At 48.6% G+C, this 25,652-nt stretch carries 28 protein-coding genes; 12 read left to right on the top strand and 16 right to left on the bottom strand.

Annotation, left to right across the window (positions count from 1 at the left end):
- Position 1: 1 nt before the first annotated feature.
- Genes DQM57_RS02130 through DQM57_RS02120 form a run of 3 tightly spaced genes read right to left on the bottom strand, consistent with a single transcriptional unit; the run spans position 2 to position 2,498 of the window.
- Positions 2 to 352, bottom strand: a complete 351-nt coding sequence (locus DQM57_RS02130) for a PilZ domain-containing protein (RefSeq protein ID WP_111726568.1) — start codon at positions 350 to 352, stop codon at positions 2 to 4.
- A gap of 3 nt (positions 353 to 355) precedes the next feature.
- Positions 356 to 1,333 (bottom strand): DNA polymerase III subunit delta', encoded by a 978-nt coding sequence (locus DQM57_RS02125; RefSeq protein ID WP_111726566.1) that lies wholly within the window; start codon positions 1,331 to 1,333, stop codon positions 356 to 358.
- Between the two features lie 34 nt (positions 1,334 to 1,367).
- Positions 1,368 to 2,498, bottom strand: coding sequence for a PilT/PilU family type 4a pilus ATPase (locus DQM57_RS02120; protein ID WP_107960157.1), 1,131 nt, complete (start codon positions 2,496 to 2,498; stop codon positions 1,368 to 1,370).
- A gap of 164 nt (positions 2,499 to 2,662) precedes the next feature.
- Between DQM57_RS02120 and DQM57_RS02115 the strand changes: the two genes are divergently transcribed.
- From DQM57_RS02115 to lepB, 3 genes are all read left to right on the top strand, one after another.
- Positions 2,663 to 3,364 carry a 5'-methylthioadenosine/adenosylhomocysteine nucleosidase gene (locus DQM57_RS02115; RefSeq protein ID WP_111726564.1) on the top strand — a complete coding sequence of 234 codons (702 nt, stop codon included), beginning with the start codon at positions 2,663 to 2,665 and terminating at the stop codon, positions 3,362 to 3,364.
- Between the two features lie 143 nt (positions 3,365 to 3,507).
- Positions 3,508 to 5,301, top strand: coding sequence for a translation elongation factor 4 (gene lepA / locus DQM57_RS02110; RefSeq protein ID WP_003677561.1), 1,794 nt, complete (start codon positions 3,508 to 3,510; stop codon positions 5,299 to 5,301).
- A gap of 142 nt (positions 5,302 to 5,443) precedes the next feature.
- Entirely contained in the window at positions 5,444 to 6,463 is a 1,020-nt protein-coding gene (lepB, locus tag DQM57_RS02105) for a signal peptidase I (RefSeq protein ID WP_111726562.1), read from the top strand.
- Positions 6,464 to 6,618: 155 nt separating this feature from the next.
- Here lepB and DQM57_RS02100 read toward each other — a convergent pair whose 3' ends face one another.
- The 4 genes from DQM57_RS02100 to dapF form a co-directional block, all read right to left on the bottom strand.
- Positions 6,619 to 7,506 carry a DMT family transporter gene (locus tag DQM57_RS02100; protein WP_111726560.1) on the bottom strand — a complete coding sequence of 296 codons (888 nt, stop codon included), beginning with the start codon at positions 7,504 to 7,506 and terminating at the stop codon, positions 6,619 to 6,621.
- A gap of 173 nt (positions 7,507 to 7,679) precedes the next feature.
- On the bottom strand, positions 7,680 to 8,612 hold the full coding sequence (gene cysK, locus DQM57_RS02095) for a cysteine synthase A (protein WP_111726558.1): 933 nt from the start codon (positions 8,610 to 8,612) through the stop codon (positions 7,680 to 7,682).
- 196 nt (positions 8,613 to 8,808) lie between these two features.
- Positions 8,809 to 9,414 carry a hypothetical protein gene (locus DQM57_RS02090; RefSeq protein WP_111726556.1) on the bottom strand — a complete coding sequence of 202 codons (606 nt, stop codon included), beginning with the start codon at positions 9,412 to 9,414 and terminating at the stop codon, positions 8,809 to 8,811.
- Positions 9,411 to 10,262 carry a diaminopimelate epimerase gene (gene dapF / locus DQM57_RS02085; protein WP_111726554.1) on the bottom strand — a complete coding sequence of 284 codons (852 nt, stop codon included), beginning with the start codon at positions 10,260 to 10,262 and terminating at the stop codon, positions 9,411 to 9,413. The genes DQM57_RS02090 and dapF overlap by 4 nt, the downstream gene beginning before the upstream one ends.
- Before the next feature lie 135 nt (positions 10,263 to 10,397).
- Here dapF and DQM57_RS02080 point away from each other — a divergent pair, with 135 nt between their 5' ends.
- The gene (locus DQM57_RS02080) at positions 10,398 to 10,712 is read left to right on the top strand and encodes a hypothetical protein (RefSeq protein WP_108043217.1); all 315 of its coding nucleotides are present in this window, start codon (positions 10,398 to 10,400) and stop codon (positions 10,710 to 10,712) included.
- Positions 10,709 to 11,377 carry a sulfite exporter TauE/SafE family protein gene (locus DQM57_RS02075; RefSeq protein ID WP_003677546.1) on the top strand — a complete coding sequence of 223 codons (669 nt, stop codon included), beginning with the start codon at positions 10,709 to 10,711 and terminating at the stop codon, positions 11,375 to 11,377. The genes DQM57_RS02080 and DQM57_RS02075 overlap by 4 nt, the downstream gene beginning before the upstream one ends.
- Positions 11,378 to 11,450: 73 nt before the next feature.
- Here the strand turns inward: DQM57_RS02075 and pnp are convergent, their stop codons facing one another.
- Both pnp and DQM57_RS02060 read right to left on the bottom strand, forming a co-directional pair.
- Positions 11,451 to 13,574: a polyribonucleotide nucleotidyltransferase gene (pnp, locus tag DQM57_RS02070; protein WP_107859230.1), complete on the bottom strand. Its 2,124-nt coding sequence runs from the start codon at positions 13,572 to 13,574 to the stop codon at positions 11,451 to 11,453.
- 233 nt (positions 13,575 to 13,807) lie between these two features.
- Positions 13,808 to 14,671: a phosphoribosylaminoimidazolesuccinocarboxamide synthase gene (locus DQM57_RS02060; protein WP_111726552.1), complete on the bottom strand. Its 864-nt coding sequence runs from the start codon at positions 14,669 to 14,671 to the stop codon at positions 13,808 to 13,810.
- A gap of 210 nt (positions 14,672 to 14,881) precedes the next feature.
- Between DQM57_RS02060 and rfbD the strand changes: the two genes are divergently transcribed.
- Positions 14,882 to 15,745, top strand: a complete 864-nt coding sequence (gene rfbD / locus DQM57_RS02055) for a dTDP-4-dehydrorhamnose reductase (RefSeq protein ID WP_111726550.1) — start codon at positions 14,882 to 14,884, stop codon at positions 15,743 to 15,745.
- A 374-nt stretch (positions 15,746 to 16,119) separates the two neighbouring features.
- Here the strand turns inward: rfbD and DQM57_RS02050 are convergent, their stop codons facing one another.
- The 4 genes from DQM57_RS02050 to DQM57_RS02035 form a co-directional block, all read right to left on the bottom strand.
- Positions 16,120 to 16,353, bottom strand: a complete 234-nt coding sequence (locus tag DQM57_RS02050) for a glutaredoxin family protein (protein WP_025456684.1) — start codon at positions 16,351 to 16,353, stop codon at positions 16,120 to 16,122.
- Between the two features lie 239 nt (positions 16,354 to 16,592).
- Complete coding sequence (locus DQM57_RS02045) at positions 16,593 to 16,793, bottom strand: (2Fe-2S)-binding protein (RefSeq protein WP_108043220.1); 201 nt, start codon at positions 16,791 to 16,793, stop codon at positions 16,593 to 16,595.
- A gap of 181 nt (positions 16,794 to 16,974) precedes the next feature.
- On the bottom strand, positions 16,975 to 17,850 hold the full coding sequence (xerD, locus tag DQM57_RS02040; RefSeq protein WP_111727605.1) for a site-specific tyrosine recombinase XerD: 876 nt from the start codon (positions 17,848 to 17,850) through the stop codon (positions 16,975 to 16,977).
- 53 nt (positions 17,851 to 17,903) lie between these two features.
- Positions 17,904 to 18,341 carry a peroxiredoxin gene (locus tag DQM57_RS02035; RefSeq protein WP_107859233.1) on the bottom strand — a complete coding sequence of 146 codons (438 nt, stop codon included), beginning with the start codon at positions 18,339 to 18,341 and terminating at the stop codon, positions 17,904 to 17,906.
- 304 nt (positions 18,342 to 18,645) lie between these two features.
- On the opposite strand from DQM57_RS02035, the gene DQM57_RS02030 reads away from it, so the two are divergent.
- From DQM57_RS02030 to folK, 5 genes are all read left to right on the top strand, one after another.
- On the top strand, positions 18,646 to 19,584 hold the full coding sequence (locus DQM57_RS02030) for a serine hydrolase (protein ID WP_039854573.1): 939 nt from the start codon (positions 18,646 to 18,648) through the stop codon (positions 19,582 to 19,584).
- A 133-nt stretch (positions 19,585 to 19,717) separates the two neighbouring features.
- Positions 19,718 to 20,011 (top strand): RNA chaperone Hfq, encoded by a 294-nt coding sequence (hfq, locus tag DQM57_RS02025; RefSeq protein WP_039854570.1) that lies wholly within the window; start codon positions 19,718 to 19,720, stop codon positions 20,009 to 20,011.
- A gap of 74 nt (positions 20,012 to 20,085) precedes the next feature.
- On the top strand, positions 20,086 to 20,652 hold the full coding sequence (gene mnmM, locus DQM57_RS02020) for a tRNA 5-(aminomethyl)-2-thiouridylate-methyltransferase MnmM (protein ID WP_108043222.1): 567 nt from the start codon (positions 20,086 to 20,088) through the stop codon (positions 20,650 to 20,652).
- A 52-nt stretch (positions 20,653 to 20,704) separates the two neighbouring features.
- Positions 20,705 to 21,079 carry a SirB2 family protein gene (locus tag DQM57_RS02015; protein ID WP_108043223.1) on the top strand — a complete coding sequence of 125 codons (375 nt, stop codon included), beginning with the start codon at positions 20,705 to 20,707 and terminating at the stop codon, positions 21,077 to 21,079.
- Between the two features lie 9 nt (positions 21,080 to 21,088).
- Positions 21,089 to 21,583 (top strand): 2-amino-4-hydroxy-6-hydroxymethyldihydropteridine diphosphokinase, encoded by a 495-nt coding sequence (gene folK / locus DQM57_RS02010; protein WP_108043224.1) that lies wholly within the window; start codon positions 21,089 to 21,091, stop codon positions 21,581 to 21,583.
- 132 nt (positions 21,584 to 21,715) lie between these two features.
- Here folK and DQM57_RS02005 read toward each other — a convergent pair whose 3' ends face one another.
- The 3 genes from DQM57_RS02005 to DQM57_RS01995 all read right to left on the bottom strand — a co-directional run bounded on the left by DQM57_RS02005 (position 21,716) and on the right by DQM57_RS01995 (position 23,561).
- A complete protein-coding gene (locus DQM57_RS02005; protein WP_107859237.1) occupies positions 21,716 to 22,189 on the bottom strand; it encodes an NGO0322 family iron-responsive protein in 474 nt (157 codons plus the stop codon).
- Between the two features lie 215 nt (positions 22,190 to 22,404).
- Positions 22,405 to 23,142 (bottom strand): bifunctional demethylmenaquinone methyltransferase/2-methoxy-6-polyprenyl-1,4-benzoquinol methylase UbiE, encoded by a 738-nt coding sequence (gene ubiE, locus DQM57_RS02000; RefSeq protein ID WP_003677520.1) that lies wholly within the window; start codon positions 23,140 to 23,142, stop codon positions 22,405 to 22,407.
- 50 nt (positions 23,143 to 23,192) lie between these two features.
- Positions 23,193 to 23,561: a gamma-butyrobetaine hydroxylase family protein gene (locus DQM57_RS01995; RefSeq protein ID WP_167395510.1), complete on the bottom strand. Its 369-nt coding sequence runs from the start codon at positions 23,559 to 23,561 to the stop codon at positions 23,193 to 23,195.
- 119 nt (positions 23,562 to 23,680) lie between these two features.
- Here DQM57_RS01995 and mnmC1 point away from each other — a divergent pair, with 119 nt between their 5' ends.
- Positions 23,681 to 25,300: an FAD-dependent 5-carboxymethylaminomethyl-2-thiouridine(34) oxidoreductase MnmC1 gene (mnmC1, locus tag DQM57_RS01990; protein ID WP_111726548.1), complete on the top strand. Its 1,620-nt coding sequence runs from the start codon at positions 23,681 to 23,683 to the stop codon at positions 25,298 to 25,300.
- The last annotated feature ends 352 nt before the right edge of the window (positions 25,301 to 25,652 follow it).

The following is a 25,652-nucleotide window of genomic DNA, read 5'->3' as shown; positions in this document are numbered from 1 at the left end:
GTTACATGGTAAACGTAGGTCTATTGCTGCCGAGCATACGGCCCAATTCAGCTTCGATTTGGTCTTTGACTTTCAAACAGTTTTCATGTGTCGTAAACGCCAACCCCACCCCTTTGGGCTTTGACGAGGTGCGCGCCGGATTAATCCAGGCAACTTTGGTTGGCAGGAAAAGCTTGGGAAGGTTAAGGATTTCTACGGCAAGTAGGATGTCTTCCCCAATGGAAAATACGTCGTCGGTCTGTACAAACAGACCGCCGTATTCCAAAAACGGCATATAGGAGCTGTAAAGCAGATTCACGTCTTTCAGCTGCAAAGACATCATTTTTGCCGGAATATTTTGTCCGTTTGACATAATTCACCCGTTCTTTTTCTTCAATTCCAAATAATTAATGAGCAGATACTCTATCTGCATTTTGACATTTAAAGTGTGAAAACCAGAAGGGGCAAGCCGTTTCAGCATATCTTCCGCGGCAAACACATTGCCTTGACGGAAACCGGATGCCGTCTGAAGCAGCCGGTCTTCATAAGAAGGATAATAAGCCGGTTTCATATTTTGCAGGCACAGGCCTAAATCGACCAGCCATTTCTGCATCCACCCGACAAATACGGCAAGCGGCAGTTTTTCCTTATCGAACAATTCGGCAAAGTCCAAAATCTTCAACAACCTTGGTTCGGCCAATATATTCAACAACTTTTCCCTTAATTCACACAATCTTTCTTCTTCATCAAACAGCGGCGCTCCGGAATGAAAAGCCAGACGTTCCTCAGGTTCCGCCACACCCCTTTCACGCAGATATGCCAATGCCTCTTCATGGGAAGGCGCGGGCAAAACCATCTTCCGGCAACGGCTCTTGACGGTAGGTAAAACCTTATCCGCCGCATGGCTTACCAACAAAAAGACCACTTGGGGCGGCGGTTCTTCCAACACTTTCAACAGACTGTTGGCAGCCTGGACATTCATGCTTTCGGCAGGATGGATGAGGACCACGCGCAGGCCTCCCCGTACCGAAGTCAGATACACGTTGTCGATAATTTTCCTGATGGCGTCGATTTTAATCTGCAACAGTTTGCGCCCATTTTCCGGCTCATCCGACAAGGGGGTTATCTCATAAAAATCAGGATGTCCTCCCTGTTCGAACAAATGGCAGGACGCGCATACTCCGCAAGGTCCGCCATCCGGCACAGGGCTTTCGCATAACAGTTTCTGTGCCACAAAGCGGGCAAACACGGTCTTTCCCGTACCTTTTTTACCGATGAACAGCCATGCATTGGGACGACGCTCCCAATGTTCCGCAAGCTGCCGCCATTGCTCATTATGCCACGGATAAATCATTTCAAACCATCCGTCCGAAAATCCATACTGTTCATCAGAGCAATTCCAAATCAGGCCCCGAACTTTGTGCGCGGCGGCTCCTCAACTGTACCGCCAGGCGCAAATCATGCGCCGAATCGGCATTTTTCAACGCATCCTGCAAAGAAATATCGCCGTTTTCGTACAATTGGTAAAGGTGTTGGTCAAAGGTCTGCATACCCAAAGCCGTGGACTTCTTCATAATTTCCTTGATTTCATGGATATTGCCGTTATGAATCAGCTCGGAAATCAAAGGCGAATTGAGCAGCACTTCGACTGCAGCCACCCTGCCCTTACCGCCGTCTCGCGGAATCAGGCGTTGTGAAATAAATGCCTGAAGGTTGAGCGACAAATCCGTCAATAACTGTTCGCGCCGCTCCTCGGGGAAGAAGTTGATGATGCGGTCGAGTGCCTGGTTGGTGCTGTTGGCGTGCAACGTCGCCATACACAAATGACCCGTTTCGGCAAAGGCGATGGCGTAATCCATGGTTTCGCGGTCACGGATTTCACCGATAAGGATGACATCGGGTGCCTGGCGCAGCGTGTTTTTCAACGCCGCCATCCAGTTTTCCGTATCTACGCCGACCTCGCGCTGGGTGATGATGCAGTTTTTATGGTCGTGGACAAACTCAATCGGGTCTTCGATAGTAATAATGTGTCCGAACGTGTTTTCGTTGCGATAATCGATAAGCGAGGCAAGCGAAGTCGATTTACCCGAGCCGGTACCGCCGACAAAAATCACCAGGCCGCGTTTTTTCAGCGCGACATCCTTCAAGACCGGCGGCAGGTTCAAACTCTCAAACTTGGGAATTTTGCTGGTAATTGCGCGGAATACCAATGCCGTCGCGCCGCGCTGTATCATCGCATTAACGCGGAAACGGCTGGTATCCGGCAGGCTGATGGCAAAGTTGCACTCGTTGGTCGATGAAAACTCTTCCGCCTGCTTCGCACTCATAATCGAAAAGGCGATTTCCATACATTTTTCCGCCGTCAGCGGCGTATCCGTGATACGGGTGATTGTTCCGTCCACCTTCATAGCAGGCGGGAAATTGGTTGTAACAAACAAATCCGAACCCTTATACTTGTTCATATGGCGCAACCATACAAACAGCTCGTCTTTTGCAGTCATATTTTCATCGGTAAACATCTTCATCCCCTTAATCGTTAAACGGCCTGCATGCCGCCATTCTACCAAAAACCCGCCATGCCGTCCGAACCGCTTCAGACGGCATTGACGGCCTGCCCGCCCAACCCTGCCCCTTTAACGTGTATAATTCGGCACTTATCCGAAATTCACAGCAGGTCAGCAATATGTCTCTGAAAACAGTAGCCGTTATCGGCGCAATGGAACAGGAAATCGAGCTTTTGCGCGAGATGATGGGAAATGTCAAAGCCATCTCTTTCGGCAAGTTTGCCGCCTATGAAGGCGAATTGGCAGGAAAACGCATTGTGCTCGCCTTAAGCGGAATCGGCAAAGTAAACGCGTCGGTTTCAACTGCCTGGCTTATCCATCAGTTTGAGCCGGACTGTGTCATTAACACCGGCAGCGCGGGTGGCTTGGGTAAAGGCTTGAAAGTTGGCGATGTCGTGGTCGGCACAGAAATTGCGCACCACGACGTCGATGTAACGGCGTTCGGCTATGTTTGGGGACAAGTGCCGCAACTGCCCGCCGTATTTGTTTCAGACGGCCTCTTGGTCGGCAAGGCAAAACGGGCGGCGGAAGTGTTTGAAGACGCGGTGGTAGAACAAGGCCTGATTGTCAGCGGAGACCGTTTTGTCCACAGCAGCGCAGGCGTGGTGGAAATCCGCAGCCATTTCCCCGAAGTCAAGGCAGTGGAAATGGAAGCCGCAGCAATCGCCCAAACCTGCCACCAGCTCGACACGCCGTTTGTCATCATCCGCGCGGTTTCCGATTCGGCAGATGAAACAGCGGACATCAGCTTTGATGAGTTCTTGAAAACTGCGGCGGCAAATTCTGCAAAAATGGTGGCGGAGATTGTCAAATCTTTATAAACCCTTTATCGAATCATGCCAAAACAACCGTTTTCCGCTAGAATGTCGGGCTGTTTATCCCGTTGAGCCCGACATTAGGACGCACCGCTGTTTGTTCAGACGGCATTTCTAAAACCCACTGTTCGACATTCAAAATAACTCTAATGAAAAATATCCGAAATTTCTCCATCATTGCCCACATCGACCACGGTAAATCGACGCTTGCCGACCGTTTTATCCAATACTGCGGCGGTTTGGATTTGCGTGAAATGAGTACGCAGGTGCTCGATTCCATGGACATCGAAAAAGAGCGCGGCATTACCATTAAAGCGCAAACCGCCGCGCTCAACTACAAAGCACGCGACGGGCAGGTGTATCAGCTCAACCTGATTGACACACCGGGACACGTCGACTTCTCTTACGAAGTCTCCCGTTCGCTCTCTGCCTGCGAAGGCGCGCTTTTGGTGGTCGATGCGTCCCAAGGTGTAGAAGCGCAAACCGTGGCGAACTGTTATACCGCGATTGATTTGGGCGTGGAAGTCGTGCCTGTTTTGAACAAAATCGACTTGCCTGCCGCAGAACCCGAGCGCGTTGAACAGGAAATCGAGGATATCATCGGCATCGATGCCGTCGGCGCGGTGCAGTGTTCAGCCAAAAGCGGCATCGGAGTGGAAGACGTTTTGGAAGAAATCGTTGCCAAAATCCCCGCACCGACCGGCGATGAAAACGCGCCGTTGCAAGCAGTTATTGTCGATTCATGGTTTGACAACTACGTCGGCGTGGTTATGTTGATTCGTGTGAAAAACGGCACCATCAAACTGAAAGACAAAGTCCGCTTTATGAGCACCAAGGCGGAAACGCAAGTTGAGCAGCTGGGCGTATTCACACCGAAATCAGTTCAAAAACAAGAACTCAAAGCCGGCGAAGTGGGCTTTTTGATTACCGGCGTAAAAGAATTGGGACAGGCAAAAGTCGGCGATACGGTTACACTGGTTGCCAACCCCGCCTCAGAGCCGCTGCCCGGCTTCCAAGAAGTACAAAGTCAAGTATTTGCGGGTCTCTACCCTGTAGAAAGCCACGATTACGAAGCCTTGCGCGACGCTTTGGAAAAATTACAGCTTAACGACGCTTCTCTAAAATTCGAGCCTGAAGTTTCTCAAGCATTGGGATTCGGCTTCCGTTGCGGCTTCTTGGGTCTGTTGCACTTAGAAATCGTGCAGGAACGCTTGGAGCGTGAGTTCGACATGGATTTGATTACCACCGCGCCGACGGTGGTTTATGAAGTCGTGTTGAAGAGCGGCGAAAAAATCGAAGTCGAAAATCCGTCCAAACTGCCCGACATCGGCAGCATCGAAACCATTCTCGAGCCGATTATTACCGCGACCATTCTTGTGCCGCAGGAGTATGTCGGCAACGTCATGACTTTGTGTAACCAAAAGCGCGGCGTACAGGTCAATATGCAGTACATGGGCCGCCAAGTCATGCTGACTTACGACTTGCCCATGAACGAAGTCGTAATGGACTTCTTCGACAAACTCAAATCGACTTCGCGCGGTTATGCTTCGTTGGACTACCATTTCAAAGAGTTCCAACCGTCTGATTTGATTAAGCTCGACATTATGGTCAACGGAGAAAAAGTCGATGCGCTGAGCCTGATTGTGCACCGTCAAAGCTCGGTTCACCGAGGCCGCGAGCTGGCATCGAAAATGCGCGAACTGATTCCGCGCCAAATGTTCGACATCGCCGTCCAAGCCGCCATTGGCAGCCAGATTATCGCCCGAGAAAACGTCAAAGCCCTGCGTAAAAACGTTTTGGCAAAATGTTACGGCGGCGATATTACGCGTAAGAAAAAACTGCTTGAAAAACAAAAAGCAGGCAAACGTCGCATGAAACAAGTGGGCAACGTGGAAATCCCGCAAAGCGCGTTCTTGGCGATTTTGCAGGTAAGCGACAAATAATATCCGGCACACGGGGCAGTGCATCATGCCCCTTAAACCGCCCTGATTGCAAGAGAGCACGTCCGCAAACAAACTTTGTGATTTACCGCCTCTTAAAAACGGTTGCACGGACGGGCGGGTTTTTAACCATTAAGGAACAACAATGAACACAATGCTAATGTTGGGTGCGGCGGCGGCGCTGCTTGCCGGCATCATCCTTTATTTCAAAAGCGACAAGAAACGGCAGGAAAACGGAGAGTGGAGTTCCAGCCTTGAATACGCCTATATCCTGATGGTGGTCGGCGTTTTTGCCGCCCTATCCCTGTTTATGAGCTTTACCGCCGTTTTTTTGATTTGCGTTGTATTGTGCGGTACAGTTTGGGGGGTATATAAGTACCGCCTGAGGACTCATCCCGAAATCTCGGAAAGCAGCCACTTCGGCGATTATTTCGGCAGTTTCTTCCCTACCGTTTTGGTATTGTTCCTCATCCGGTCGTTTATTGCCGAACCGTTCCAAATTCCATCCAGCTCCATGCGCCCGGGCCTAATCAAGGGCGATTTCATTTTGGTCAGCAAATTTTCCTACGGCTTGCGCGTACCCGTTTTAAATAATGTATTTATCCCTACGGGCAAAATCGAACGGGGCGATGTCGTCGTTTTTAATTATCCTCTGCAGCCGGACATGACCTACATCAAGCGTATTGTCGGCACCCCGGGCGACATTGTCGAATATCGGGATAAAGTTCTGACAGTAAATGGAAAACTGGCTTCTGATATTCCTGACGGCACATACAGTTATCACGACGACACCGACTCTTCCGAAATCCACAACACGGATATGTTCCGTAGCGGTCTGGACGGCAGATCATTCAATATTCTGAAAAAGGAAGGGCAAGCGGCCGTTTCCCTACCCGTATTGAGCAAATATACCTCCGATATCATGTCTGAAAACGGCTACTCCATAGAGCAGAGCGGTCTGAACCATTGCCAATATGCCGACGACGGCAGCGGTTTTGTATGTCAGGTTCCCGAAGGACGCTATTTCGCTATGGGTGATAACCGCGACAACAGTGCCGATTCTCGCTACTGGGGCTTTGTAGATGACAAGCTGGTTGTCGGTAAAGCAACCTTCATTCTGATGAACTTCGGCGATTTCAGCCGGGTCGGTACGGCAATCCGATAAACCGGGAAGCCAAGAATGCCGTCTGAAAATAGTTTCAGACGGCATTTGCTATTCCTCACCTTTGCAGGCAGGTCCGGCGTTTTCTGATTTTCCTGCCTATCAGTCCGGTATACGCAGGTTTTACACGGCGATCTGCTAATATTGCCTTGATGGAATCAATGTGAAGACTGCTGTTTCAGCGAACCGAGATAAATTGCCGAAAGTGTCAGCATCACCCCTCCCCACTGCACACCGTCAATCGGTTTGTCCAACCCAAAATAATCGATTAACAAGGCGACAACCGGTTCGGATAAAAGCAGCAGCCCCGTCAGCGATAGGGAAAGTAACGGAATGGCATAGGCAATCATCGCCCATGCAAAACACTGCATCACCACGCCGTACACAAACACCAAACCAGCATCCCGCCATGTAGTCGGATAAAGCGCGCCGCTGTCCATCAGCAATGCCGGAACAACCAGCGATACCGCGCCGCCCAAACTCAAAATCATCATGACAGGGAAAAGGTCTGCCTGCCCGACCTCATGGGTTTTACGCACAAACACCATAGACAGGGCAAGCATCAACCCTGACATCAAACCGCTGACAAATCCCCAACCGGCATCACCATTGCGTACAAATTCGGGACTTGAAATCATCACCATACCGACGGCCGCCAGCACCAAGCTGAGCATCTGAAGCCAGCCCAACCGTTCCCTAAAAAAGAAAAAACCGATTGCCGATAAGAAGAAAATTTGCAGGCTGTTGAGCAGAGTTGAAATACCGGGACCGACTGCATGTATGCTTTCATGCCACAGCGCCAAATCAAAAGCAAGAAAACCGCCTGCCGTCATTGCATATCGGACGGTTTTCCTGTTTCTTGGAAACTGTTGGCCTGAGAATCGGGTCAAGAGCCAAAAAACGAAACTGGAAACCGCCAACCGCCAAAAGGCGATCGCATACGATCCGATGGGTACAAACCTGACAATCAGGCTGCCCAATCCGAACACCACGCAACCCAGCACCAGCAATGGTACGGCATATTTTTTACCGTTCCCGTCCAACATTCCCTCCCTTCTCCATCCGACAGCCGTCCAATCGGAAAAACGACCATCTAGCCCGCAAATATACCGTCTGAAACCAAAGATTTTTGACAAATATGCAAAAACGCATTTTGCGGTACGGTGTTACACCGATGCCGCAAAATGCGCCCGAACGTTCCAACAATCAGATTAACGCCTTATGCCAAATCTGCAAACAATGGCGTGGAAAGATAACGCTCCCCGTAAGAAGGCAGCAACACGACTATCAATTTGCCTTCGTTTTCAGGCTCTTTGGCAAGCTGCAACGCGCTCCAAACCGCGGCACCGGAAGAAATGCCCACCAAAATGCCTTCTTTTTCCGCCATGGCACGGGCAGTTTCAAATGCCGCCTCATTAGGTACTTTGGAAATGCTGTCATAAACAGCCGTATTCAAAATGCTGGGGATAAAGCCTGCACCCAAACCTTGAATCGGATGAGGACCCTTTTCACCCCCGCTCAATACCGGAGAAGCTTCAGGCTCGACGGCAACTACCTGAACCTCCGGTTTGTATTTTTTCAACACTTCGCCCACACCGGTAATCGTACCGCCTGTTCCGACACCAGCAACAAAGACATCAACTTTGCCGTCCGTATCCCGCCAAATTTCCTCCCCGGTTGTTTTGCGGTGGATTTCGGGATTTGCCTCATTATCGAACTGACGCGGCATGAAATAGGTGTCGGGATGTTCATCGACCAATGATTGCGCCTTCGCAATCGCGCCGCCCATACCTTCGGCGGCAGGTGTCAGAATCAGCTCTGCACCAAACGCACGCAACAGCATTTTACGCTCTTTACTCATACTCTCCGGCATAGTAATAGCCAATTTGTAGCCGCGTGCGGCACATACCATCGCCAAACCGATACCGGTATTACCGCTGGTTGCTTCGACAATGACGGTATTTTGATTAATCTTACCCACTTTCTCGGCAGCCTCAATCATTGCTTCGGCAATACGGTCTTTCACACTGCTGCCCGGATTGAAGAATTCAAGCTTCACGGCAACTTCCGCCTTCAGACCTTCGGTCAGACGGTTCAACTTGACCAATGGGGTGTTGCCGATCAATTCGGTAATGTTGTTTGCAATTTTCATCTTCTGCTCCTGAATAATAAAATTTCGATAGTACGGCACGCAATCTACTGTCAACATCCTGTCCAATTACAGAGTATTCACGCCGAACCATAAACAAATTTCAGATATGGCCGTATCCTAAACCTATGCCGTCTGAAAAACCAATACCCAAATTTTCTTTCTTTATAACTTTTTGTTCCAATACGGCCGCACCGTATTATCTTCCAATTTCTGAAAGCAGCAGCACCAGTACTGAGACCTGCATCAACGCCGCCGTCAACACGCCGAGGCGCAACTGCGAACCACTGAACAGAAAGGAAGGCCGCCCGTCTATACCCCTGCCATGCACATAAGCAACCGCCATCAGCACAAACTGCAACACGAACCAATAAACCGGCTTCAGCACATAAAGTTTAAGCAATGCCGAAAATACGAACACTTGGGCCGTTCCAGAAAACCAATAATGCGCCAACACGCACACGCCTGCGAAGGCAAGCGTCATCGATACATTACTGACGGCAAAAAGCCCGAGCAGCGGATGCCCGGCATCTGCCTGCCACCCCTCTCCGTCTGCCTTCCTCCACCAATGCCCGATAAAGAAAAATATACTGCCCAGTGTCAGATAAAAGTGGGGAATGAACAAAGGTGCGGCATGGGTCAATCCCCACATCCCCGGCATCAGCTTCGCCCCCAAAACTGATATTCCCAGCCACAGCACGATACTCGCCCAAAACCATTGCAACATTCCTGCGCGGAATATCAGAAACAGAAAAACCGCCGCATACAGTAAGGCAGACAAAAAATCCAAATGCAGCAAAATCATGAATACGCCAACTCGCCTTCAAACACGGTTTCCGCAGGGCCGGTCATCATCACATCGCCGCCGCAGGCCCATTCGATATATAAAGTTCCGCCCGGCAAAATCACCTCTACCGTTTTCCCTTCATCCAACAGCCCCAGACGGATACCCGCCACCACAGCCGCACACGCTCCCGTACCGCAAGCTTGGGTTTCGCCCACGCCGCGCTCGAACACGCGCAAACGAATCGCAGTTCGGCTGACAATCTGCATAAAGCCGACGTTGACGCGTTCGGGAAACTGCCTGTGCGGTTCGATAAGCGAACCGGTTTCGCGCACCGGCGCGCATTCCACGTCATCGACCACAATCACCGCATGGGGGTTGCCCATATTGACGCAGCTGACAGGCTGAATGCCGGATTCGAGACGCACCCCGTAAATACAGGCATCATCCCCCTCGCCCAATTCGGGGACAAACGGTATTTCAGACGGCATAAACTTCGGTTTGCCCATATTGACCGTAACCATACCGTTATCGGACAATTTCGGAAAAATAATGCCCTTCGCCGTTTCAACACAAATTTCTTTCTTATCGGTCAAACCCTTGTCTGTAACAAAACGGGCAAAACAACGCGCTCCGTTGCCACATTGCTCAACCTCGCTGCCGTCGGCATTGAAAATACGGTAACGGAAATCCACACCTTTGGTTTCCGAACGCCCGACCACCAAAAGCTGGTCGAACCCGATGCCGCGGAAACGGTCAGACCATGCCGCAATCGGTGCATGCTCAGGAATAAAATCCTGACTGACCGCGTCAATTACCATAAAATCGTTGCCCAAACCGTGCATTTTAGTAAATTTCAAAGTGTTCATATTATTCTGAAATCCCGTATTGTCTGTTGCTTCCGAATTCCGAAATCCCCGTGCCGAAGGGAAATGCTTCCATCTCCCGCCGTCGGGAGATTAAAATAAGCATTATACTGTTTGTTACCCATTACAATAAACACCATGTTCCGCATATTACTGTTGCTTTTCCCTTGTGCAATCCTTGCTGCCTGCACCCGAAACATACCGGCAAACTCGGCCGTTTCAAATTGCGCTCATCTTCAAAACCGCACCATCCTGTATTTTGACGCACACGGCAAACCCGCCGACAGCGCAGTAAAGGGCGGATTTTACAGGACTGTCGAAATTCATGACACAAACCGCATCCTTATTCAAGACTTTAACAGCACGGGGAATGCCCTCGCCAAACCCTATTGGTCGGACTGCCGGAAATTATCCGTTTTCCCCGACAAACATCTGACCATGAGCCGTCCATGAACCACGACATCACTTTCCTAACCCTGTTCCTGCTCGGTTTCTTCGGAGGAACGCACTGCATCGGCATGTGCGGCGGATTAAGCAGCGCGTTTGCGCTCCAACTCCCCCCGCATATCAACCGCTTTTGGCTGATCCTGCTGCTTAACACAGGACGGATAAGCAGCTATACGGCAATCGGTCTGATTCTCGGATTAATCGGACAGGTCGGCGTTTCACTCGACCAAACCCGTGTCCTGCAGAATATTTTATACACAGCCGCCAACCTCCTGCTGCTCTTTTTAGGCTTATACTTGAGCGGTATTTCTTCCTTGGCGGCAAAAATCGAGAAAATCGGCAAACCGATATGGCGGAACCTGAACCCGATACTCAACCGGCTGTTACCCATAAAATCCATACCGGCCTGCCTTGCTGTCGGAATATTATGGGGTTGGCTGCCGTGCGGACTGGTTTACAGCGCATCACTTTACGCATTGGGCAGCGGTAGTGCGGCAACCGGCGGGTTATATATGCTTGCCTTTGCACTGGGTACACTGCCCAATCTTTTGGCAATCGGCATTTTTTCCCTGCAACTGAAAAAAATCATGCAAAACCGATATATCCGCCTGTGTACAGGATTATCCGTATCATTATGGGCATTATGGAAGCTTGCCGTCCTGTGGCTGTAACACTCATTAATTCCCAATACCCGTAAAAAATGCCGTCTGAAACCAGTTCAGACGGCATTTTCATCCCTAAGCATTACTCGGCGGCATTTTCTTCACGGGCAGGCGCTTCCAGCAAAGCTTTGATAGACAGGCGTACGCGGCCGCGATCGTCTACTTCCAATGCTTTCACGTTTACAACCTGACCTACTTGCAGGTAATCGCTGACATTGCGTACGCGCTCGTGGGCGATTTGGCTGATGTGTACCAAACCGTCTTTACCCGGCATCACACTGACAATCGCGCCAACGTTGTTGTCGAGGATTTTAACCACAGTACCTTCGTACACTTTACCCACTTCCACTTCGGCAGTGATTTCTTCGATGCGTTTTTTCGCCGCATCGCCTGCTTCTTGAGTAGTCGCAGCGATAGTGATGGTACCGTCTTCAGCGATGTTGATTTCAGTACCGGTTTCAGCGGTAATCGAACGAATGGTTTCACCGCCTTTACCAATCACATCACGGATTTTGTCTTGGTTGATTTTCATGGTGAACAAGCGTGGCGCATGTGCAGACAACTCTTGTGGGCCTGCAACGGCTGCTTTCATCTGATCCAAGATGTGCAAACGTGCTTCTTTGGCTTGAGCCAAAGCGATTTGCATGATTTCTTTGGTAATACCTTGGATTTTGATATCCATTTGCAGCGCGGTCACACCTTCGGTTGTACCGGCTACTTTAAAGTCCATATCGCCCAAATGGTCTTCGTCGCCCAAGATGTCGGTCAAAACGGCAAATTTGTTGTTATCCAAAATCAGACCCATAGCGATACCGGCAACGTGTGCTTTCAAAGGCACACCGGCAGACAGCAGACTCAAGCAGCCGCCGCAGACGGAAGCCATAGAGGAAGAGCCGTTGGATTCGGTAATTTCAGAAACTACGCGCATGGTGTAGCTGAAATCTTCAGGTTCCGGCAATACGGCCAACAATGCACGTTTAGCCAAACGGCCGTGACCGATTTCACGACGTTTTGGCGCACCTACGCGACCCACTTCGCCGGTAGAGTACGGAGGGAAGTTGTAGTGCAGCATGAAGCGGTCGGTGTATTCGCCGGACAGCGCATCAATAATTTGTTCGTCGCGTGAAGTACCCAAAGTTGCAACGGCCAAAGCTTGAGTTTCGCCACGGGTAAACAATGCAGAACCGTGAGTGCGCGGCAAGACGCCGGTTTGAATGTTCAACGGACGAACAGTGCGGGTGTCGCGACCGTCAATACGCGGTTGACCGTCCAAAATTTGGCTGCGGACAACATCGGCTTCCAAGTGTTTGAAAATGCCTTTGATTTCGTTGGCAGCCAAAGTGTCGGTTTCTTCGGTAATTAACGCTTCTTTTACAGCATTCCAAGCTTCGTCCAACTTGGCAGAACGCGCTTGTTTTTGACGGATTTTGAACGCTTCTTTAATAGTTTCACCGGCAATTTCGCGTACTTTGGCAACCAATTCTTCATTGGTTTCAGGAGCTTTCCAATCCCAAACTTCCGGATTGACTTCGTCAGCAAACTCATTGATGGCGTTAATGGCCACTTGCATTTGATCGTGACCGTAAACAACCGCACCCAGCATTACTTCTTCAGACAAGATGTCAGCTTCGGATTCCACCATCAACACGGCTTTAGAAGTACCGGCAACCACCAAGTCCAATTGTGATTTGGCCAATTCGGCTTTAGTCGGGTTCAAAACGTACACGCCGTTTACATAACCCACGCGTGCCGCACCAATCGGACCGGCAAACGGTACGCCGCTCAACACCAGCGCGGCAGATGCGCCGAGCATGGCAGGAATGTCAGAATCAATTTCAGGGTCAACAGACACCACCATCGCTACGATTTGAATGTCGTGGTAGAAACCTTCGGGGAACAAAGGACGAATCGGACGGTCAATCAGACGGCTGGTCAGGATTTCTTTTTCGCTTTGTTTGCCTTCGCGTTTGAAGAAACCGCCAGGGATTTTACCTGCTGCGTAAGTACGCTCGAGGTAATCGACAGTCAGAGGGAAGAAGTCTTGGCCTTCTTTCACTTCTTTGTTGGTAGTAACGGCAACCAAAACAACAGTGTCGCCCATAGATACTTTAACGGCAGCAGCGGCTTGGCGGGCGATTTCGCCGGTTTCCAAAGTAACGGTTTGATTACCGTATTGGAAGGTCTTAACGTGTTTATTGAACATCATTGTTCCTTTCAAAATACCGCACTGCTAAAACACTAATAATGCACACTAAAATCCGAATGTGCATAGTTAGGGTTTCAGACCGTGCGGCAGGTTATAAACAAGCTTTCAGACGGCCTTTAAGGCGCTGAAAACAATTTTCGATTATAAAGGTAACCATCCTTAAAATCCAGTATTGATACAATAAAAAGGCCGTCTGAAACATATCATTTTCAGACGGCCTTCAAACTTAAAAATCAATCCTGAGTCAGCAAAGTCAATGCTTCTTGATATTTTTCGACTGTTTTTTGAATCACATCGGCAGGCACTTTAGGCGCAGGCGCTTTTTTATTCCAACCGCTTTGCTCTAGCCAGTCGCGGACAAACTGTTTATCAAAAGACGGCGGGTTGGTGCCGACTTTGTATTGATCGGCAGGCCAAAAACGGCTGGAGTCAGGCGTCAATACTTCGTCCATCAAAGTCAGCGTACCTTCTTCATCCAAACCAAATTCAAACTTGGTATCGCAAATAATAATGCCGCGAGATTTCGCATATTCGGCCGCTTCTGTGTAAAGCTGAATCGCTTTGGTGCGTACTTCCGCCGCCAATTCTTTTCCGATAATGCGTTCGCATTCTTCAAAGCTGATGTTTTCATCATGATCGCCAACCTCAGCTTTGGTCGATGGCGTAAAAATCACTTCAGGCAGTTGTTGCGCTTCCTGCATACCTTCAGGCAGTTGAATACCGCAGACAGAGCCTGTCTTTTGATAATCTTTCCAACCGCTGCCTGCCAGATAACCGCGCACAATAGCCTCCACTTTCACCGGAGTGAGTTTTTTAGCCACGACAGCGCGTTTTTCTAAAACTTTGGCTTCGTTTTCAGGCAAAACGTCGTAAACCGTATGGCCGGTGAAATGGTTAGGCATGATATGAGCCAGTTTTTTAAACCAAAAATTGGAAATCTGCGTCAGAATCTCCCCTTTACCCGGAATCGGATCATCCAAAATTACATCGAATGCAGACAGACGGTCGGAAGCAACCATCAACATTCGCTTATCGTCAATTTCGTACAAATCGCGGACTTTGCCGGAATAGATTTTTACCAAACTGGTTACACTCATTTCACATTACCCTGAAAATGCCTTAGACAATACCGAAACCACACTCAACAATCGGAATCGGATTACGGTATTTTAGCCGAAATCGTCGTAAAACAATACCTTTTCCACAACAACTGCTCAGAATAATGCCATTACGCCAAGCACCGACAAAATTTTAGCACTATAATGTCAATATCAAATCTATAAATACCTTACAAAAGGAAATGCCTCATGAGAATTCTATTGACCGGCTCAAAAAGCCAACTGGCACGCTGCTTGCGCGACCGTCTTCCCGAAGATTGGGAAACCATTGCAACGGATTCCGCATCTTTAGACATTACCGATGCCGATGCCGTCTTCAATATGGTAAAAAATTTCCAGCCCGATGCCATTGTCAATACGGCGGCCTATACCTCCGTCGACAAAGCTGAAGAAAATGTAACCACGGCATTCGCCGTTAACGCTTCCGCCATTTACAACCTCGCCTCGGCGGCACACCGCACCCATGCCCGATTCATCCACATTTCTACTGACTATGTATTCGACGGTCAAGCCAACAAACCTTATTTGGAAAGCGACTTTACCAATCCGCTCAACATATATGGGAAATCCAAGGCCGCCGGCGAACTGCTCGCACTGTCTGCCAATTCGGAAAGCCTTATTCTAAGAACCTCCTGGCTATTTAGCGAATATGGCGATAACTTTGTCCGGACTATGCTGAACCTTGCCAACGAACGTTCTTCATTACCCGTCGTAAGCAATCAAACCGGCTGCCCAACCTATGCCGGCGACTTAGCTGCCGCCATCATCCGCCTGTTGCAGCAATCATCTCCGGTACGCGGTATTTACCACTTTGCGGGTGGCAAATCCGCCTCTTGGTACGAATTTGCCCGGCACATCTTTCAGACGGCATTGCAGCAGGATACCTCTTTTCCCGCTCCCGAACTGAATGCCGTATCGGATGAAGAGTATCCGGATGCCGCTTCCAGACCGCCGTACAGCATTTTGGACTGCCGCAAAATCGAAAGCGACTTTGGCATCAAACCGTCAGACTGGCAAAAAGCCCTTTCACAAGTTGTTTTAAAGCTGCTTTGACCCCACTCATTTATACCGTTTCCGCCGCCAAGCTCAGACTTGGCGGTTTTATTATAAAATTCGATGATTACACAAACGCTTATCATCTTTACACAATCATGCCTACACTTTCTTCGAAACATGCTATGATTGCCAATCAATAACATCTCACAATTAATCTTACTTCTCTCATTGAGTAAACCAATAGATTAAATTCTCTCCCAACCGACAAATAAAATAAAGAAAGGGTTAATATGCAACATCGAAGAAGACTAGCAATTTACCAAGCATTCAAACGTACTGCCTTTAACGGTAAGTCCTCTGTTCCGCAAAAAAGCGAGAACCGTTAATTTAATTTAAAAATGCCGTCTGAAGTCCTGCTTCAGACGGCATTTTTACGATTCGAGAACCTGCCTCAACTTTTTTTCATCCAAATACCAATGGCAAATCTCTTTATCACCCGCCAACAAAACAGGCACCAGCTCATTGTATTTCTCTTCCAAGACGGGATCATCATCCACATCAAGCACATCCAGCCCGAAACCGTATTCATCCTGGAAAGGTTTAAGTTCGTCGCGCATCTTGTGGCATAAACTGCAATATTCGCGAAACATCAGGGTTAGTTTCATCAGCACTTCCTTACCGTTCTGTTTCCACACTCCACAAGCTTTGGGATAGCGGAATCATGGTTTATTATTTAAAAAAGCAATACCTTTAAAAAAATACCCGAATCCGTACCTTGACCGTACCGACCCGACACAGGCATATCAAATACTGCCAATCCGTGCAGTAGGATTGCAAAACATCCTTAATAAAGAAAATAGCAAAATGCCGTCTGAACTGTTCAGACGGCATTTTTAAAACCGTTTTATACTTGAACGCTAATACCTGCCGTAACCGTCGGTTGCGCGTTATGTGCCGTCAAAAACGAAGCAGCAAGCTCCCCGCAGCAGCCGCAACAGGTTGCCACGCCCAACTGCGATTGCAAATCACCCATTGTGGTCGCGCCTGCGGCAATAGTTTCTTTAATTTGATGGTCGGTAACGGCATTGCAGATACAGACAAACATTTTATACTCCGTGTGTTCTCAAACTATCATACTGATAGCGGCTTTTATTATCGTATGCAAATATAAATAAAAACAGTTCGTATTGCAAGGTTAAGATACTCGGTTCTCTTGGTATTTTTTTATCGCATTTCTATTTTCGATTGGTTTTTTATTAATCTGAAGCAGTTGAGGGAACAGAGCCTCAATTTCGGGAATGATGTTCCTTAACCACGCTATGCAGCCGCACATTGGCAACATGGGTATAAATCTGAGTCGTGTTCAAATCGGCATGTCCCAACATATCCTGAACCACGCGCAAATCCAATCCGTGCTGCACCAAGTGTGTGGCGAAAGCATGGCGCAGGCTGTGCGGGCTGATGTGTTCGATACCTGCCTGACTTGCATATTCTTTAACTATCATCCATGCCAGCTGTCGGGAAATGCCTGTTTTTTTCTGACTGACGAACAATGCATCGCAAGACCTGCCCTTTAACAGCAACGGGCGCGCCTCCTTGTAGTAACGCTCCACCCAATATACGGATTCCCGCCCCATCGGCACTATCCTTTGCTTGTTACCCTTGCCCAAGGTAGTGATACACCCCCTGTCCAAATCCAGATTGCCAAAACTCAGCCTGACCGCTTCGCTAACACGCAAGCCGGTTGCATACATTAATTCAAGCAATGCCTTATCCCGCAAACCGTGCGGAGTATCCGTATCCGGTGCGGAAAGCAGTCGGGAAATCTGCTGCTCGGTAATCAGGGTCGGAATATTCTTGTCGATTTTGGGCGGTTTCAGCAAACGGGTGGGATTGTCCGTCCTCATGCCTTCACGCTCCATCCATAAATACAGGCGTTTGCATGCTGATAATGCACGGGCCTGAGAGCTTCGTTTCTCACCGGCAACATAAACCGCCGCTGCCAAATCCGATTCGTCCGCATCCCTCAGGGTTTGACCGCACAAAGACAACCGGCGGGCAATTTTTTCCAAATCCCGCCGGTAGCTGTCCAAGGTATTCCGACTAAGCCGCCGATCCAGCCACAAGGTTTCAAGCAGCCTGTCAATCAAATCTTCTTCCATATTATTCCAAACAAATGCCGTCTGAAACAGGTTAGGAAGCGAAACCCGCATGATCAGGAAAGCGTTTCCAGCACTTCCTGCGCATGGCCCGCCACCTTAACCTTCCTCCATTCATGGACGATTTCACCGTCCTTATTCAGAACAAACGTACTGCGCTCGATACCGAACGACTCTTTCCCATACAGTTTCTTCAATTTGATGACATCAAACAGGCGGCACACTGTTTCATCCTTGTCACTCAACAGTTCGAACCGGAAACCCTGTTTCTCACAAAAGTTCTGATGCGCCTTCACCCCGTCTCGCGAAATGCCGACCACGGTATAACCCAAGTCGCCGAACTGCTCCAATCTCGCATTAAAATCCAGTCCCTCCGTCGTACAGCCGGGCGTACTGTCTTTCGGATAAAAATACACAACCAAAGGCAGATGTTCTGCCGAATGGAAATCCGCACCGCTGCTTGAAGGCAGGGTAAATTCATATTTCAAACCCATTAATTAGCACTCCCAATATTTCAACGATTAAAACAATGCATCAACACACACCTGTGCATTAGTTTGATATCTAAGCAACCCCCGATTCTACCGCCTCGAGGCGCATAGATTCAACCGACGGCCTCTGTTTCAAATCAAACCGCCGAAATTAAATCACAATAAATATTTTTAATGAAAACAACATGTTATCAATAAAAACAATCTTGTATTACGGATACAAGCAACCTACTTCCCCGACAACATACTTTACATATATCTGTTTTTTCAACAAAATAACGTCAACATTCAATCAATGGAATCAAAAATGTCCGTCCGCACCTTAAAACATCTGCCTTCGTCTCTGCTACTCGGTTTATGCCTGTCTCTGCCTTCGGCATATCTCTTTGCCGAAGACGATATTTTAGGACAATTTTTGGAACATAACCTGTTCACATCCTCCGACCCGATAGAAATATTTGCAGAAAGTCCGATACACCCCACCAATACCCAAGCCATTACAGGCGGGCTGATTCTTTCCTCCCAATCCGCACTGGTTGTTAATAATAAAACGGGACAAATACTGTATCAGAAAAATGCCGACAGAATCATGCCCATCGCCTCCATCTCCAAACTCATGAGCGCAATGGTCGTTTTAGATGCAAATTTAAACATGGATGAAACCATTACCATTACGACAGACGAAATCGACCGCATCAAAGGAACAGGCAGCCGCCTTGCCATCGGCACATCCCTTACTCGGAAAGAGCTGCTTCATTTAAGCCTGATGAGCAGCGAAAACCGAGCCACCCACGCGCTGGGGAGGACCTACCCCGGCGGCATGGGCGCATTTGTCGCCGCAATGAACCGTAAAGCACAAAGCCTGGGTATGTACAGCAGCCGATTTTACGAACCGACCGGCCTCAACTACCAAAACGTTTCCACAGCCAAAGACCTAAGCCTTATGGTCAACGCAGCCGTACAATATCCCCAGATACGTATCAACTCGACTTCCAACCACGCTGCCGTACAAACGAAAAACGGACAGCAAAACTATAAAAATTCCAATGCCTTGGTTAGGGAAGGCATGTGGAACATCGAGCTGCAGAAGACAGGCTATATACGCGAGGCGGGCAGGTCTATGGTCGTCAGGGCCAATATTCAAAACCAACCGGTTACCATCATATTGTTAAATTCGCCTACATCCGCCACTCGGGTCAACGACGCACGCAAAATCGAATCATGGATGCTGCAGCAACGTTCTTAATGTATGCAAACAATTAGCGTAGAAATCCGTTTCAAGCACAAAAAAATTGGTAATTTTTCCTATTAAAGGCTACAATTCTACAAATACAGGGCATTTGCCCGATTTCACAATCATAATAGCGGAGTTAAAAAATATGACAGCTAAAGGACAAATGTTGCAAGATCCCTTCCTGAACGCATTGCGTAAAGAGCATGTTCCGGTTTCGATTTACTTAGTTAACGGTATCAAATTGCAAGGTCAGGTTGAGTCTTTCGATCAATACGTTGTTCTCCTGAGAAACACTTCCGTAACACAAATGGTTTACAAACACGCCATTTCCACCATCGTACCGGCACGCTCTGTCAACCTTCAACACGAAAACAGACCACAAACCGCACCTGCATCAGCCCTCGTCCAAGTGGAAACCGTCCAACAATCTGCTGAATAATCCGCACAAATCAATATATTCCAATACCTTACCGGCATCGGTAAGGTATTTTTATTTTCTGACAGCATTTGAAAATGTTATTGCAAAACATCATTCCATTCGCCCATTACCTTTTACAGCAAACACTACCCAAAGGCGGGAACGCCTTAGACGGCACAGCCGGCAACGGACATGACACCCTTTTTCTTGCACAAACAGCAGGCATTCTGGGAAAAGTGTGGGCATTCGATATCCAACCGCAAGCCCTGACCCTCACACAATGCCGCCTAAAAGAAGCGGGATACGAGAATGCACAACTCATCTTAGACGGACACGAAAACCTGAAACAATATGTTTCAGAACCGCTAGATGCCGCCATTTTCAACTTTGGCTGGCTGCCCGGCGGAGACAAAAGCCTTACCACCTGCACGGAAACCAGCATTCCCGCCCTTTGCGCAACCCTCTCCCTGCTGAAAGAAGGCGGTATGCTTATTACCGTCCTCTATCCGGGACACGAAAACGGCAAACAGGAGGCCGAAGCAATCGAACAATGGGCAAAAGAGCTGCCCCAAGAACAATTTGCCGTTTTACGTTACGGTTTTATCAACCGGAAGAATAGCCCACCCTATCTTTTGGCATTTGAAAAACTGCGTCAAAAATAACTGTTTGCGGTAAAATAGCCAATCCCAACCCTTATTTTGATAAGAGCCAACCATGCAGTACCTAATTGTAAAATACAGCCATCAAATCTTCGTTACCATCACCATTTTGGTATTCAACATCCGTTTTCTCCTACTTTGGAAAAATCCAGAAAAGCCCTTGGCCGGCTTTTGGAAAGCACTGCCCCACCTCAACGACACCATGCTGCTGTTTACCGGATTGTGGTTGATGAAAATTACCCATTTCTCTCCATTCAACGCACCATGGCTCGGTACAAAAATCCTGCTCCTGCTCGCCTATATCGCATTAGGTATGATTATGATGCGTGCCCGCCCCCGTTCGGCCAAATTCTATGCCGTTTATCTGCTTGCCATGTGTTGCGTCGCCTGTATCGTTTACCTTGCAAAAACCAAAGTCGTGCCATTCTGAAACACTGCCATGAACAACAGACATTTTGCCATCATCGCCTTAGGCAGCAACCTTGACAACCCCGTACAACAAATACGCAGCGCATTGGACGCACTGTCGTCCCATCCCGATATTCAGCTGCAGAAAACCTCATCCCTATATGCTACCGTCCCCGTCGGCTATGACGACCAACCTGACTTTGTCAATGCCGTCTGCGCCGTATCCACCGACATGGACGGTATCTCACTGCTCTCCGTACTCAACCGTATCGAAGCTGATTTCGGACGAAAACGCAGTTTTATAAATGCGCCGCGCACATTAGATCTGGATATCATCGACTTTGACGGCATATTCAGCGACGATCCCCATCTTACCCTACCGCATCCGCGCGCCCACGAACGCAGTTTTGTCATGCGTCCTTTGGCAGAAATCCTCCCTGATTTTATCCTAGGCAAACACGGAAAAGCCGCCGAATTGTCCGGAAAGCTTGGCGATCAAGGTATCCACCTCCTGACGGATAAATAATTCGATATATGCAAATGCCGTCTAAGTTTTTTCAGACGGCATTTTTATCCTGCCGCCGATCTGTACGCAAAAAAAATCGCCCCTTGACAAAGGGGCGCAAAAGGAACACAAACCACTACCAAAACTTTAAATCTACAACATTGCCTGCCGCATACTGTATCCGACAGGATATAAAGCTCTCACTAAATCGTTTTGAGAAATCCAAACTTCTTCATCACCGACAGAAAATCTGCCTTTCTCCGGCACCAGCTCCAACAAAAATGGTTGAACCGCCGTATGCAGCTTGTCTTTACACCGCTCCATCTTTCTGGATAGCGCAGACAAGGCACGCTTATAGACACTATCCTTGCGGTCAAGTTCCCGAGCACTGCCAACCCAGCTCAAACGCAAGCTGCGGCTTTCATCTTCAATCAGCAAAATCCCTGTTTTAACTTCTCCTACCTCAGGCTCGCATGAAAGCGAAATATAATATTTACCGTCAATATTGACATATGCCGCTTCATGTACCTGACAGTTGCAACCCGAAGTTGCGAGCAGGGAATGAACAGAATCACGATGCAGCCTCAAAATATCGAGGGAAATCTGTTTAAAAATACTTTCCGGCATTTTTTCCCTCCTTTTGTCTGCTGTGTTATTTACTGGATTGATTGCATTATACAGACATCTTTATATTTTGCAAATGATAATTGTTCCTATTTTTTAGAAAGTTTATAACCTAATGATAATAAAATGAATTAATTTTTTAAATTAATTGCCTAGTCCTTGAAAATACCAAAATGCCGTCTGAAAACCATTCAGACGGCATTATCAAGGGAACCGTTTTAGAATTTAACGCCTTTATGCAGGGCCACAATCCCCGCACTCATATTATGATAGTCCACACTGTCAAATCCGGCATCCAGCATCATTTGCTTTAAAGTTTCCTGGTCAGGATGCATGCGGATAGATTCGGCAAGATACTGGTAACTCTCCGCATCTTTCGCAATCAGCCTGCCCATCACCGGCAACAGCTTGAAAGAATAAAAATCGTATGCGCCTTCGAGCGGTTTGTGGATTTTGGAAAACTCCAATACCAGCAATGTTCCGCCAGGTTTCAAAACACGGTACATCTCTTTCAGCGCGGTATCCTTGTGCGTCATATTCCGCAAACCGAACGCCACGGAAACCAAATTAAAATAATTGTCAGGGAAAGGCAGTTTTTCCGCATCGGCAAGCGATACGGGAAGAATCATGCCTTCGTTCAAAAGCCGGTCGCGCCCGACGGTCAGCATGGAAGAATTAATATCGGTCAGCCAAACTTCGCCCTCTTTGCCGACACGTTTTGCCCACCCTCGGGACAAATCACCCGTACCGCCCGCGATATCCAGTACCTTGTCTCCTTTTTTCAAGTATGCCGTATTGATGGTAAAGTGTTTCCACACACGGTGCAGCCCTGCCGACATAACATCGTTCATAATGTCGTAGTTTTTTGCAACCGAATGGAAGACTTCCGCCACTTTGCCGGCTTTCTCATCTTCATTTACCGTACTGAATCCGAAATGCGTTTTCTGTTCGCCCATTTTCTGACCACCTCTCTGATACCGATACTGTCCGTCGGAATCCCGACCCTTTAAGAACCCTGTTTCCCTGCAAAACGGGATGCACCTGCCGCCGCCAACCTGTCCAGATATTTTTGCCACATGGTATCACGTCCGTATGCCAGCCCGTGCAGATAGTCCCAATCGTAAAGCCCGCTGTCGTGTCCGTCCGAAAAACTGATTTTCAGCGCGTACTGACCGACAGGCTGTAAATCCGTAATTTGCACATCCGCCTTACCGGTCTGCAAAACATCCTGTCCCACACCGTGTCCGCGCACTTCCGCACTCGGAGAATGCACGCGTAAAAATTCGGCGGACAGCTCCTTAGGTTCGTCCCCATAAGTCAAAACCAACACGGTACGGTTTTTCAACAACCGGATTTCAACAGGAATATTATTCAAAAAACACCTCGATTCGGCATACAATATCCGGCAGGCGCATGCGTGCCTTTAAACGGCAGGTATTTTAACAGCTTTATCCCGATACCGATATTCAAACCCACATTTCAGACGGCATTGATATGGACAATCTCGCATGGAACGGCATTCCCGACATCCGCACACTTTACAATATTATCGACAAACGCGCGCAACCGCTCAACCTGATTATCTGCCTACCCGATTATAAGATTCCCGATTTTCAAACCGCACAAGATGCTTCGGACGGAGAATGCCGTCTGAAACACCGTTTAGAACAAGCACTGCAGTGCCTACAATTCAACAGCATCAATCTGATCGAACACATCCTGCCCGATGTCCGTTTCTGGCTGGTTCCACCTTCACGCACCAACCGCCTACACGAACATTTCCAACATATTTCATGGCAGTCCGAAGCGGCCGCACAAGCAGAAAACACACCCGACAAACCTTGGTTTGCACATCCGTACACGTCCGAACGGCAAAAACCGAAACACATCCTCGTCATCGGTGCAGGCATATCCGGAGCGGCAACCGCCTACATACTGGCAGAATACGGCATATCCGTTACCGTATTGGACGCAGGCAAAGCCGCATCAGCCGCCAGCGGAAACCGTCAAGGGCTGCTTTATGCCAAAATCTCGCCACACGATACCGAACAAACCGAACTTTTGCTCACCGGCTACGGTTACACCAAACGCCTGCTCGAACACATCCTGCCCGACTCCGACACATGGGGCGGAAACGGCATCATCCACCTCAATTACAACCAAGACGAATACCGTCGCAATCACGAATTGGGGTTACAAAAACACCATGCACACCTCTACCACAGCATCACGTCTGCAGAAGCCGAAAAAATCGCCGGTATCCCGCTCACTGCTCCCTACACCGAACCATCATGCGGCCTCTTCTGGCAGCACGGCGTATGGCTCAATCCGCCCGCATTCGTCCACGCCCTCCTCAACCATCCGCTGATTGGACTACACGAAAACACACCGTTAACCGACATTTCCCACGACGGAGAGAAGTGGATTGCGACCACGCCAAACGGCATATTTTCCGCCACACACATCATCTATTGCACCGGTGCGCACAGCTCCTACCTGCCTGAAACCAACCTCTCCTCCCTACCCCTCAGACAAATACGCGGACAAACCGGCCTCACACCATCCACCCCATTTTCCGAACAACTGCGTTGTGCCGTTTCAGGCGAAAGTTACATCAGCCCGTCATGGCACGGGCTGCACTGCTACGGTGCAAGTTTTATTCCCAACAGCAGCAATACCGGATGGAACAAAGCCGAAGAAGCCTCAAACCGCCAAGCATTGGCACATCTTGAGCCCTCCCTTGCCGAATCATTGTTTACTACCAACCCAAACCCTCAAAAATACCAAGGGCACGCCGCCATGCGCTGCGACAGCCCAGACCATCTGCCCATCGTCGGCGCACTCGGCGACATTGCCGCCATGCAGCAGACTTACGCCAAACTTGCACTGGACAAAAACTACCGCATCGACACCCCATGCCCATATCTGCCCAATGCCTACACCAACACCGCACACGGCACCCGCGGACTCGCCACCGCCCCCATATGCGCCGCCGCCATTGCAGCCGAAATCCTAGGGTTGCCCCATCCTCTCTCAAAACGCCTGCGCCACGCCCTACACCCCAACCGTACCGTTATCCGCGCCATCGTCAGAAGGCAAAACCTGACTCCTTAAGCCTTTGCCACATTCTCTTTGAAACTCTAGGCTAATATTCATATCTTAGATAAGGTCTCAATGCTGCGACACATACACAACCTAAAACTTTTATTACCTTCCTCACCGAGATTTCTATAACCATGTAAAAAGATTTTAAAAAATCAGTGAGTATGCGAAAAATCAGTCAATACAATACCAGTAATATTTTCCCTCAACCGACAAGCATATTAAATGTCCCAACCATAGACCTACTTTCATTCAAGTATCTATGCCAATACATTTAGCATATACAACACCAAAACCCAACGATAATAGGTAATCAATTGATAAAATAGAATATATACCTATGCAGGAATATCTATCCGTATAT

This window comes from Neisseria cinerea (genome assembly GCF_900475315.1).
GTDB lineage: Bacteria > Pseudomonadota > Gammaproteobacteria > Burkholderiales > Neisseriaceae > Neisseria > Neisseria cinerea.
This window is presented reverse-complemented; position numbering and strand designations above follow the sequence as displayed.